10 protein-coding genes are annotated in these 11,443 nt (G+C 39.1%); 4 read left to right on the plus strand and 6 right to left on the minus strand.

Annotation, left to right across the window (positions count from 1 at the left end; genetic code table 11):
- Positions 1-42: 42 nt before the first annotated feature.
- From CH377_RS16100 to CH377_RS16110, 3 genes are read right to left on the minus strand one after another with little or no spacing between them, the layout of a single operon-like run.
- Positions 43-813, minus strand: coding sequence for a ribonuclease H-like domain-containing protein (locus tag CH377_RS16100; RefSeq protein WP_100724779.1), 771 nt, complete (start codon positions 811-813; stop codon positions 43-45).
- 15 nt (positions 814-828) lie between these two features.
- The gene (locus tag CH377_RS16105) at positions 829-2,598 is read right to left on the minus strand and encodes an apolipoprotein N-acyltransferase (RefSeq protein ID WP_100724780.1); all 1,770 of its coding nucleotides are present in this window, start codon (positions 2,596-2,598) and stop codon (positions 829-831) included.
- Positions 2,595-3,656 (minus strand): lipase secretion chaperone, encoded by a 1,062-nt coding sequence (locus tag CH377_RS16110; RefSeq protein ID WP_100724781.1) that lies wholly within the window; start codon positions 3,654-3,656, stop codon positions 2,595-2,597. The genes CH377_RS16105 and CH377_RS16110 overlap by 4 nt, the downstream gene beginning before the upstream one ends.
- 112 nt (positions 3,657-3,768) lie before the next feature.
- Between CH377_RS16110 and CH377_RS16115 the strand changes: the two genes are divergently transcribed.
- Complete coding sequence (locus tag CH377_RS16115) at positions 3,769-4,794, plus strand: NAD(P)-dependent oxidoreductase (protein WP_100724782.1); 1,026 nt, start codon at positions 3,769-3,771, stop codon at positions 4,792-4,794.
- A 41-nt stretch (positions 4,795-4,835) separates the two neighbouring features.
- On the opposite strand, the gene CH377_RS16120 is transcribed toward CH377_RS16115, so the two are convergent.
- Positions 4,836-5,471, minus strand: a complete 636-nt coding sequence (locus CH377_RS16120) for a flagellar assembly protein FlaA (protein WP_243402120.1) — start codon at positions 5,469-5,471, stop codon at positions 4,836-4,838.
- 110 nt (positions 5,472-5,581) lie between these two features.
- Here CH377_RS16120 and CH377_RS16125 point away from each other — a divergent pair, with 110 nt between their 5' ends.
- Both CH377_RS16125 and CH377_RS16130 read left to right on the plus strand, forming a co-directional pair.
- Entirely contained in the window at positions 5,582-6,022 is a 441-nt protein-coding gene (locus CH377_RS16125) for a hypothetical protein (protein WP_100724783.1), read from the plus strand.
- Positions 6,023-6,130: 108 nt separating this feature from the next.
- Positions 6,131-7,369, plus strand: coding sequence for a hypothetical protein (locus CH377_RS16130; protein ID WP_100724784.1), 1,239 nt, complete (start codon positions 6,131-6,133; stop codon positions 7,367-7,369).
- 374 nt (positions 7,370-7,743) lie between these two features.
- Here the strand turns inward: CH377_RS16130 and CH377_RS16135 are convergent, their stop codons facing one another.
- The gene (locus CH377_RS16135) at positions 7,744-8,376 is read right to left on the minus strand and encodes a TetR/AcrR family transcriptional regulator (protein WP_100724785.1); all 633 of its coding nucleotides are present in this window, start codon (positions 8,374-8,376) and stop codon (positions 7,744-7,746) included.
- 134 nt (positions 8,377-8,510) lie between these two features.
- Between CH377_RS16135 and CH377_RS16140 the strand changes: the two genes are divergently transcribed.
- A complete protein-coding gene (locus CH377_RS16140) occupies positions 8,511-9,791 on the plus strand; it encodes an NADH:flavin oxidoreductase/NADH oxidase family protein (protein WP_100724841.1) in 1,281 nt (426 codons plus the stop codon).
- A gap of 70 nt (positions 9,792-9,861) precedes the next feature.
- Here CH377_RS16140 and CH377_RS16145 read toward each other — a convergent pair whose 3' ends face one another.
- A complete protein-coding gene (locus CH377_RS16145) occupies positions 9,862-11,115 on the minus strand; it encodes an MFS transporter (RefSeq protein WP_100724786.1) in 1,254 nt (417 codons plus the stop codon).
- Between the last annotated feature and the right edge of the window lie 328 nt (positions 11,116-11,443).

Genomic DNA, 11,443 nt, shown 5'->3' on the forward strand with positions numbered 1-11,443 from the left:
CCTCTGTGTGAACCTTGCCTGTGTCTCTTCAAACTTCGTGTCTCAAGTCTCGGGGATCACTTCTCCAAAAAAACGTGTCTCTTTGATTTTCAAGTTATACGATTTTATAAACAAAAGTTCTAGATTGACCACATCTTCTTTATTATATTTTAAAAGAAGATCTAATGCGTCTTGGTCATCGTATTGAACATATTGCCACCATAATCGAACAGCGTCCGCGCCATTCACTTCATATGGAAGATCTCTTTTTATTCCTAGGGCCTTCTCACATCCTTTTAAACCTCCTTTGATCCCGAGGCTTCTGAGAATGTACATTAGATCCAAATGACGGTTCTTGAATTTTTTACCGAATTCTTTTTCTAAAAAAGGAACATCGAATGCAGCGCCATTATAAGTCACAAAGACATGAGAAGAAGAAAGTTCTTCCGGAAAATCATCCATATTCCTTCCTCTCAGATATGTTTTGAAATTTTTACTATCGTATGTTCCTACAACAGTCACAAAGTCGCCACTTCCTAAACCGGAAGTTTCAATATCTAAGTAGAGAAGATTCTCTCTAATGGTCGGGAATAATCTCCATTTTTGTTGGTTGGGTAGAGCGAAGAAAAAATAATCCCAGTTTTTTCTATCCATTTCCTTTCTGGAAAAATCCAAAGAATCCAAAAGTAATCTGGAATGCATATCAGAAGGGGATTTTACTTTTTCTTTTAATACTTCTCTGAGTTCGTTCCAATGAAGAATTCCTTGGTCCCAGAGTTTTCCCTCTTCGATCACGTCGATGCCAGGGAGATGGCAGAATGTATGTTCTAACAAAGATCCCCCTTGGAGTTAACCCTTAGTTTTGAAAAACGCCCTTTTTCCTACAAGGAAGAATAACGTGAATACCAGAATTGTATAAAGATAAAAAGGAAAATTTCCCCATTCAGAATAGAATGTATTTCCACCTTCTTTCAATTTTGTAGCAGGAAGTAAAAAGGATCTGGTATCTTTTTCTCCGTATCTTGTCGGATGATTTAAACTTCTGCCATAGGGATCCACTGCGAGTGAAATTCCTGTGACTGCGGGGCGCACTAAAGTAATTCCGAATTCTATGGCTCTAAATCGGACTGCTCCTGCATGTTGCCAAGCTTCCACCTCGGATGAGAACCAGGAATCATTGGTTGGATTAACGAAAAAAGTGTAAGTATCTTTGGAAGCGAATTTTACGGAATCTCTAACAAGATAAGAGAACATCGCCTCGTAACAGATCAAAGGTAGGATTTGATAGGAAACATTTTCTTCTTTACCCGAGCTAGTTAAAATTGGACGGAAATGATCCGGATTTTGGATCAAAGGAGTTTCTTCTTCCGTAGGAAAAGAAGGAACTCTTACTCTTCTTAAGGAACGATTTCCCGTAAGAGGTTTAGGATCTCCTCCTGTAATATAAAAGGAAGTTTCCTTAAATAATTTTCTCAAAAAAGGAAATGTAGACTCGAAAGGGATATATTCTCCGAAAGCGAGTAATCTTCTTTTATCATAACGTTCTACCTCGCCATCTGAAGAAGAAAGAAGGGTTACCTGATTTTTTAAACCTTCCGGAAAACGATTCAATTCATTGTATAAAATATCTGCCCCGGATTTATACGCTAGATACATTAGAGCACCGTGGAATGTGGAAGAGTAAACTCCTTGTCCCGGATTTTCATTCGGAATGGTGCCATGAAATGGAACAGCTGACTCGGGCAAAAACAAAAGATCAGGAGGAGGGGAAGTTTCTAAAGAAGATCGAAGTCCTAACTCCAAGCTTGTGCTGATAGTTTGTCCTACAAATTCAGGATTTTCGGCCAGTTCTCTTTTGCCAGGAGAAGTATTCGGCTGTATTAGAACTCCTGAAAGTTTTAAGATCTCATCTTCTACAGCTGGAGTGGAATTAGGAACGGTATAATCAGGAGCGGAATAAAGTCTAAAACTGCCTAAGGTCCAAACAATTCCGAAAATAAGTATACCGGCGATCCCGTATTTCTTTAGGGAAGGATCCCTGATCAATACTAAAGAAGAACTTCCTAAGAGTAGAAAAAATCCTACTCCAAATATACCGGTCCAAGATGCGATCTGCGAAAAGGATAGATTTCCTTCCGCTAAATTTCCCCAGTACCAAGGGAAAAGTTGAGGCATGATCAGATCGGATAAAACTCCCCAGATAGGAAAGATTACCCAGCCGAATAGAGTAGATCTTTCCGGAGAGTTAATGTATTTATTATATAAGAATAAACTAAATTGCCATCCCAAGTAAAAGATGATCAGTTTAAAATGAGAGAAGATCCCGTACACAAGAAATAGGATCCAGGAAATGCCAGCACCTGCTCCTGAAATTGCAGAAATAGAGGAGGGGATCCAGAAAAACACGATCAGGTTAATGACCTGAGAGAGCCCTAATAGCCAGAAAATGACAGATTTAAGTTTCCATTCTCTTAATTCTAAAAATAGAATATATGCGCAGAATGCGGAGAGCCCTCCCGCAGGAAAAAACTCGAAGGGCTCCATTCCGAAAAGGATTCCGGACGCAATTCCGATCAGGTATAAAAATGGACGGATCGGATTTCTGGAAAATCGGATCATTTACCTTGCAGACGTCTTTGGTCTTCTTCTAAGGCTTTTCTTCTACCGTAAGCCTCTGCTTCTTCTTGGCCTAAAATTTTAACTCTGATCTCATTCAAAGCTTTATCTCTTTCTTCAGGTCTTGCAGTCGGATGAGCTTTGAGCCAAGTTTGTTCTTCTTGTGCGGTTTGATCTTCCCTCTTTTTCTCTGCGTCGATTTCTTTCAGGACCTTTTCGATCCTGTCAGCTCCGTCTTTTCCGAAATATTTTTCGCGGATCGCACGAACCTGAGGATCTTTTTCAGCGGCAGATAATTTGTTCAGATCTGTTTCTTTAAAATAAAGTTCAGTTTCGTATTTATTGAACTTAGGCTCTCTTTTATAGATCGTATTATAATAGTTTCCATAAACTCCCTTACGATATTCTTCATATCTCGCGAGCTTTTTATCTCCCGGGAGATTTTTGACTTCGCTCAGGAATTGGTCATATCCATATTGGAACTCCTTCTCCGCTTCTTCTAATCCAAAGATCAGTTTAGCATCTTGGTCTGAAAAAAGTTCTCTTCTCTTCTTCTTTATGATTTCGTAAATTTCTTCCTGACTTTTGCCTTTCGGTTGTTCGAATTCTCTTAATACCATCTCATAAGAAAGATATTTTCTGAAAAGACCAACGAGCCTTTCTCCATCCGCTCCAGGATATTGTTCTAAGATAAATGCTTTTACTATTTCATTACATTGTTCTGGAGTATAATCTGCAGGACATTTCCTTCTCAATTCCCAAAGAGAAGATACAAGATCCAATTCTCCATTCGCAGCGTATTTCAGGATCTCGTCATAGCTCAACCATTGGCCATCTTTATATAGTTCGCGAGAAGTAGCCATGATCTCCGGATTGATGATCCATTCTCCATTCTCATTTTGGGTCACAGTAAAGCCTGGAGAATCCCCTCCATCAAAACCGAACTCTTTGCCGGTTGAACCGGGTTCCCAAAGAAGGAATACAATCAACACTATAAGGACTAAAAAACCAGAGGCAAAAAGCCAGATTTTCGGGGGGATTTCTTTTAAACGTTCTAACATTTGAAATATTTACCGGTTGGAAAGCATTGAAGGTATTGATTGGGCGTGAGAAGGCAAGAGTTTTTACGGAAAATAAATTGGCGATTCAGGTCCTTTTTTAAAAGATTCCTTCATGTCTCTTCCTATTCTTTTTTATCCGGAAGGAACCGTTGGAGCTTCGGAAATTTTTTCTCATTTTCGGAACTTAGATGTGAGATCTTATCCTGCCAAATCTCCAGAAGAGATCGAAAAGTTTAAACCTACTGTATTAATTGCAAATACTAGACTCAAGGTGAATCGAGAAACTTGTAGGGCCTTCCCAAGTGTAAAAATTTTTGCGACTGTGAGTTCTGGAACAGATCATGTGAATTTTTCGGATCTAAAAAAAGAATCCAGAGTGTTCATCAATTCCCCGGGAAGTAATGCGGGTTCTGTTGCTGAATATTGTTGGGTCTCTCTCCTTCATTTTTTTTCGGAAGAAGAGTTGAGAAAGAAGAATGTTGGCATCATCGGCTTCGGAAATACGGGCAAGATGTTTGGCAAAATTTTAGAAGGGAAAAATATTCCTTACGTTTACAACGATCCTTTTATAAAGGACAGATCTGTTCCTTTAGACGAAATCTTAAAATGTGCTATTGTTAGTCTTCATGTGCCTCTTACTTCTGATGGTCCTTATCCTACAACGAACTTGCTGGATAAAGATAAAATTTCCAAATTGAAAGAAGGTACACTTCTTCTGAATACAAGTAGAGGAGAAGTTTGGTCGGAAGAAACTTTCCAGACTATTTTGGCTAGAAAAGATCTATTCAAAGTGATGGATGTGTTTTCTCCGGAACCTCCTAAGGGTAAAATCGCAGAACAAATGGCGAGTTTGGAAAATTCGATTTTCACTCCTCATATCGCAGGTTATAGCCAACTAGGGAGATTATTAGGCACTTATAGGCTTGCGGAGAAGTTATGTATATTATATAAGGAGAGTCCACTTCCGCCACTTTCCGAATTTTTAAAATCGAATCAGCCGATTTCCACAGAAACTTTTTTGAAAGAAGAAGATCGGAATTTGAGAGACTCCTGGAAAAATCAGGACTGGGAATATTTTGAAAGAAGAAGGAACTCCTATCCGGTTAGAAAAGATCTTGGACTCTCGGATCTATATTAGAGAATTCTATCGTTCAATTGCGGGTTTCATGGGTGAGGAGATTATTTTACTAACGCTTTCTCACCTGGAAACAAAAGATATTTAGGTCTTGTTTTAGCGAGAATATCATCTATTACGAAAACTTCTCTAGTACCTCTTTTTCTTTCGAAAGGAGCTTCGTATAAAAACCCTAAGAATACAAGTTCGGAGTTTTTATGAGTTACTAAATCATCCTGTCTTACTTTGCGAGTGATGTCCAAGGACAAGACTTTCCAACCTGAAAAATTAAAATGCGTGAGTAATATTTTTTTTTGGTCTAAGCTGGAATCTCTCACTAAAACAAAAAGAGAACCGCCTCCATCGTTTGCATATACATGGAACTTGAACTCTTTTACGAATTCTTTGGAAGACCAAGGTTTCTTGAATAAGATCTGAAAGGATTGGTTTTTTTCAGCGCTTAGTTCTACATACAAAGATTTTTCGGATTCTCGTTCCGGAGTTCTAAACACAGTGGAAATCCTTACTTCAGGACTAAAATCAGGACCTAATTTTGCTTTTACGTTTTCTTCTCCAAAAACTTCGGTCTCAAAATCTTGGACCACGTATTCCTTATAAATCCCGGAAAGATCTTTGGATAAGATCGAGTTAGATAAGATAAAAATTCCACCAAGTATAAATAGTGAAAAAATCTTTCTCATGTTTTTTATTTCGGTCATATTCTCAAAAAAAACTAACATCCGGTTTATTTTTATAAGATCCATTTCTCTAAAAACTTGATGGAGTATCCGTCATTTCAAGAATCAGTACTATGGATCCTTCAGAAGATTCTTATTTCCAAACTCGCTTGGAATTCGGGGACGCATTCCGTTCCGCTTTTCATGAGTTTTTCGGAGATGAGAAGGATTTACAATACGAATTATACGATCTAAAACCCGAAGGCTCCGGGCCCAAAGCAAAATGGGCTACCTTTTCCATTCGAAATCCATTAGGCGGTCGATCCATCGTATTTAGATTCGATCCTGATTCTGGGACCTTCTACGCTATGTTAAAAGTACAAGTGATTCCTGGGGAAGAAGATTGGAGTTTAGATTCTTTTTTTCAGAAAAATGGCTTTTCGGAAATCGGTTCTGTAGAAGTGCAAAATACTGCAGGGGAATGGCTTTTTCATTCTTTAGCCAGACATTATTTAGGGGTCATTTTTAGCCATTGCCCTCGTATTTTAGAGCCTGATTATAAGTTGGAACCCTAAACTAATCTGGAACAAACTCTATAAAATTCGACATAAATGGACTCTATATATCCTAAAAAAAGATGGGAAAGATCCTGAGGAAATTTGTTATTAAGTAAAGGCCCGGGCATGAAACATATCGTTCTATTACTAAGTATCTTTCAGATCTTATATTGCAACCAAGCCAAGGAAGTGAGTATAGACGCTTCCAAGTCTTTAATGGGCCTTGGCTTGGATCTTACATTATCCAATGGGCTCCAGCCGACCGATGACAGCAATGAGTTTGTAGCAGTCGGCGTAGCTTGCTCTTTGTGGACTAGTAAGGATGGAATTGCATGGACTGCAAGTACGGGCTCTTCCGTCTTTCCGGATTGTAGCGGAGGAAGTTTATACTCAGTCACTTACGGAAACGGTTTATTTGTAGCTGTAGGAACAGTCACCGGTGATTTTACAAGCAGAACGAATAATTGCGGGATTTGGACCAGTGCAGATGCAGAGACTTGGACTAGGATCGCATGTCCGAATTCCGCCGCACATTCATCTCAAGGAAATCTACCATTACGCACTATCACTTATGGCTCAGTTGGCGGGGCGAATAAATTTATTGCAACAGGTTCCAAGTATGCCTCATCTTCAGGGGACAACTTATATATGGTCCAAAGTTCGGATGGTGTTACGTGGACCGTAATTGAAGATATCGCAGATGTAGATTACGGCACCGTTGATGCTTCTTGTTTAGTTTCTATTTATAATAATACGGTGTACTGCTCGATGGAAGTGGGATCCTATACTGCGATCTTAAGATATAATCCTGCATCCTCAATTAACGCTCTGGAATCATTTCCACCATCAGGAAGTTCTATTGGTTCGATATTATGGAATCCTCCAACGGCATCTCCATATGAGATGACCACATTTCGATTTTTCAGATCCCGCTCTAATGATTTCTATTTGATTGGAACTAGATCAAGCGACTCTGTAGCTGTAAGTTCCAAAATGAACACGAACGGAACATGGCCTGCTAGTGTAGCCACAGGTTTTGGAGCGAATACTAGACCAATGGGTTTTGCAAGCGACGAATCAGGAAATATTTACACCTTCGGTGCAAATTGCAAATGGGCTTATTCTTCTAACCAAGGAACATCTTGGACCTCTTTTGGCACTTTGGATACTTGCGGAGGTAGCAGTGGATACAATGATTGGATGAGCGCTACTTATAGTACTAAACTAAATCGTATTGTAACTGTTGGCGATTCCGGTTCTATCGGTACTACAGGAATTTCGCCAACTCAAAGTACCGACTGGACTTATGTGAAAGTTGCAGGTTTTAATCTTGAAATGACTTCAGTAACTAGCAAATCCAACTAAGATCTTGCAAGACATAGGTCTATAATCAATCTGTGATAAAGATGGACCCAATTTTAATTATAGTAATCGTATCCGGATTTTCCGTGGGCATAATATACGGACTCTGGATCAGAAAAAGACATAAAGAATTAAAATAATCTGATAAAGCTAATACATCCCTCACTCAAGGGATCATAAAAAATTTTCTGAAAATGTAAGTCTTAGTTCTTCAGTTTGTTCTCTAATATATAGAGATGAAGAACAAAAGATTCGAGTTAAAACTTTGGAAATTCTATAGAATTATCAGGCCGCTAATGGCGATCTTAATTTCTTTGGCATTCTTACTAGTGAGTATTTATCTTCCGATCAAGGTTTGAATTACTTTTAGTAATGTTTCAAATTTCGCAGTTATCCTGAGGAAGGAATAACATAGATTTCAAAAACACTTTCAGGACTTCTCTGCCTACAGTCTGCAAAGCTCTTTTGCTGGAAATATCCGACTGTATCTGCAAACCGTCAAAGAGCGCGAGTAGAGTTCTCGCGGAAAGTTCAGGAGAAAGATCTGCTTTGATCTTACCGTTTGCCTGAGATTCCTTGATCGTCTTAGCGAAAAGTTTTTCTAAAGAATCATAAAAACTTAATATTTCTTTTTCCATTGCACCGCAGGCGGTCGCTTCCGCGAACAAACGAGGGCTACAATTTCCTTCCACTGCCAAACGATTCGCAAGTCTTTCTAAATATTCTACTAAGCGTAAATGTGGAGGGAGTGCTTTTACCTCAGGTTCTTCAAATCCGAATCTTTCCCAGGACAAAAAGTTTTGAATAAGAGTGTCTCTGATCTCTTCTTTACTTTCAAAATGGAAATAGATCCCTCCCTTTGTGAGTCCGGCCGCGTCTGCAATGTCTTGGACAGAAGTCCTTTCGAATCCTTTGCTAAAGAAACATTGCATGGCTGCCTGAAGGATGGATTCCTTTCGGACCTCCTCCGGCATTTTTTTCCAGCCAGGTTTTGCTTTGCTCAGTTTCATTCCTTGCCCTCTGTTTCTATATTTTTCATCCGCTCGTCAAACGAATTCTCCAAATTTCCCAAAAATAAATACCAACCGGTAGGAATTTTAATTGACCGGCCCAGTCCAATAAATACCGAATGGTAGGAAATAACTTGAGTGAGAGTTTTATGATCCAGGCATTATCTAAGGAAGGAATTTCATCCGAACTGAAACTTCCAAACGGCCAAATACTCAAAAACAGAATTGTAAAAGCATCTATGGAAGAAGGCCTTTCGGATAAGGAATTTCTTCCTAGCCAAAAATTATTAAAACTTTATGAAAGATGGTCCCAATCAGGCGCAGGACTTCTTCTTACCGGAAACGTAATGGTGGACCCGAATGGCCTTACCGGTCCGGGTAATGTTATCTTAAGAAAGGATATGGATCTTTCATCCGTCCAAAAATGGGCAGAGATAGGACAGTCCGGCGGTTCAAAAATTTGGATGCAGATTAATCATCCGGGAAGACAAACATTCGGTTTTATTACGGAAACACCTGTTGCTCCCTCGCCAATAAAGGTACATATACCCGGAAGAATGTTCGCCAAAGTTTTCGGAGTGCCTAGAGAATTAAAAGGAGAAGAGATCAAAGTCCTTATCCAAAAATTCATAGATGCTGCAGTATTGGCTGAAAAGGCAGGATTCAACGGGGTAGAAGTTCACTCCGCTCATGGATATTTATTAAACCAATTTCTATCTCCAATTACAAATATTAGAAAAGATGAATGGGGCGGCCCATTAGAAAATCGGGCCAAATTTCTTTTAGAAATTTTAAAAGGTATCAAAGCTTCCGTTCGATCCGATTTCGGGATTGGAGTTAAATTGAATTCAGCGGATTTCCAAGGTGGCGGTTTTCAAGAAGAAGATTCCATCCAAGTGATCAAAATGTTAGAGCCAATCGGTTTGGATCTTCTGGAAATTTCAGGAGGGAATTATGAATCTCCTGCAATGCAAGGAACAGGCACAAATAAGAGAGAAGCTTACTTTTTAGATTTTGCAAAAAAGGCAAAAGAGATCACTAAAATTCCACTGTTAGTAACCGGAGGATTCAGAACTAAATCCGTAATGGAAGAAGCTATCGTTTCCAAAGAGGCGGACCTGGTTGGGATCGCCGCACCTTTTGCATTTCATCCTACTTTCGTAAATGGAATACTTTCCGGGAAAATAGAAAAGGTTTCCGTAGAAATACCTAAACTTTCTAACCCTGCATTAAATTCACTTTCAAAGATGTCCGCGATCCGTCTTCAGTTTAGAAGAATGGGAGAAGGAAAAGAACCTAGGTTACCAGGCTCTTTGATTTGGAATATGATACGAGATCAGATCAGAGGAAGACGTAACGCTAAAAATTACAAAAAATTTTTGGAACGAATTTCTTTAAAGCGGATCGCATACTGAAACGACTTAATCCATTGAATAGCAAACCTTAAACCGTCCGTCGGAGTAATTCCGACGGACCTTTTTTTATTTATTTTCTGGAGAGAGAATTCTCTTGTATTTTTGCTCCTAACATCAAAGGAGATTCTTTAAGTAAGAAAGATAGAGCCAAGTTTAGAACCCCAAGACCTATAAATATTTTTAAGAATAGATCTATTCCTAAAAAGTTCAGTCCTAAGATAAAGAATATCCCGGAGATCTGACCAATCCAAAGTAAAAGTCCTTGGGAAGAAGACTCAGGTGCAGGTGAAGTGATCTCTGCACAATATTGGAATCCAATCGGAGCCCCGATTCCAAGTAAGAAAAATCCGATTAAGAACGCGCCAGTTAACACTAATGAATAGTCATTCGCTAAGGAGAATAATAACATTCCCGGCAAAAATCCCGCCATAGAGATCACTAAGAAGGGTTGTCTTTTGCCAACTTTGTCGGAGATCAATGGAACAAAAATCCCTGCAATAATTCCGGACATTAACATCATTCCTGCAATCTCTCCGGACTGGGTCATGTTCAGCTGTTTTGTTTCACAGATCTGATCGATACATGTACTGACTGCATTAAATACTCCTAAACCGATCAGGAATAGAAGTAGGGATTTTCTCATATCCTTTTGGCTTAAAATATGTTTTAAACCTTCGAATACTTTAAATTTAGAATCTTGTAGATTGGCATTGTCTGGAGCAGTCGGCGGTTTCTCTTTGAAAAATGCTAGGAATATTACGGCTCCTACCATAGCTACCAATCCGTAATTCAAAAGAATTCCTGGGATTTCTTGAGGATTCGGATTCACTTCTCCCAACATTCTAGGAGTGATCGCCATAACTAAAATAATACCTACAAATTGTGCCAATGTTCCTATTGCAACTGCGGTGGCTCTTTCGGTGATTGGGAACCATTGTACGCTCACTTTTGTGACTGCGTTTAATATGAAAGGTTGTGCGATCGCTAAGCCGATTTGGGACGCGATCACTACGTTAAAATTATCCGCGTAAACTCCTTTGCTTAAGGAGAAAATTCCCGTGAGAGCTGCGCCCACTCCGACTCCGATCTTAATTCCGTAAGTATCGATAATATAAGAAGCGGGGATCGCCATTAATACGAATACTCCCATGAAGATAAGAGAGAGGAGATCTATTTGGAGGCTTGATACATCGTAAAATACTTTAGCCTCTCTGGCTATAGGCGCAAAAGTCAGCCATTGGATTTGGATAATCGCCGTAATTAGTGCGTATAGACCAAGAATCACCCATCTGTAGCCGTATACCTTTACTTGGTTTTCACGCATAGAAAGCCCCGTTTTTTATTTTAATAGTGAAAGATAAAAATTCACATCACTTAGGTCCGAGGAAGTCATCATAATACACTCGGAAGTAACAATGACAGTATAAGAGGTATATGTTATAGTTCCAAGCAAATTATAATTTTGGAATGAGAAGTACCTGTGATTTTAGATTCTAATTATAACAATCTCAATATTATGCGAATAAGTGATTTTGTAAAATGTAAGACGCATATAAGTACAGGGTAATTCGGTCCTATAATCCCGTTCCTTTTTGCATAGATGCAAGTTTACATCTCATACTAGTACTTTAAGAAATAAGAAAGTTGTAAGT

This window comes from Leptospira haakeii (genome assembly GCF_002812045.1).
GTDB classification, from domain to species: Bacteria; Spirochaetota; Leptospiria; order Leptospirales; family Leptospiraceae; genus Leptospira_B; species Leptospira_B haakeii.

Excerpts from the sequence above, each read along its gene's own strand:
- CH377_RS16105 (WP_100724780.1), bottom strand. The coding sequence starts at position 2,598 with ATGATCCGATTTTCCAGAAATCCGATCCGTCCATTTTTATACCTGATC.
- CH377_RS16110 (WP_100724781.1), bottom strand. The coding sequence starts at position 3,656 with ATGTTAGAACGTTTAAAAGAAATCCCCCCGAAAATCTGGCTTTTTGCC.
- CH377_RS16115 (WP_100724782.1), top strand. The coding sequence starts at position 3,769 with ATGTCTCTTCCTATTCTTTTTTATCCGGAAGGAACCGTTGGAGCTTCG.
- CH377_RS16120 (WP_243402120.1), bottom strand. The coding sequence starts at position 5,471 with ATGAGAAAGATTTTTTCACTATTTATACTTGGTGGAATTTTTATCTTA.
- CH377_RS16125 (WP_100724783.1), top strand. The coding sequence starts at position 5,582 with ATGGATCCTTCAGAAGATTCTTATTTCCAAACTCGCTTGGAATTCGGG.
- CH377_RS16130 (WP_100724784.1), top strand. The coding sequence starts at position 6,131 with ATGAAACATATCGTTCTATTACTAAGTATCTTTCAGATCTTATATTGC.
- CH377_RS16135 (WP_100724785.1), bottom strand. The coding sequence starts at position 8,376 with ATGAAACTGAGCAAAGCAAAACCTGGCTGGAAAAAAATGCCGGAGGAG.
- CH377_RS16145 (WP_100724786.1), bottom strand. The coding sequence starts at position 11,115 with ATGCGTGAAAACCAAGTAAAGGTATACGGCTACAGATGGGTGATTCTT.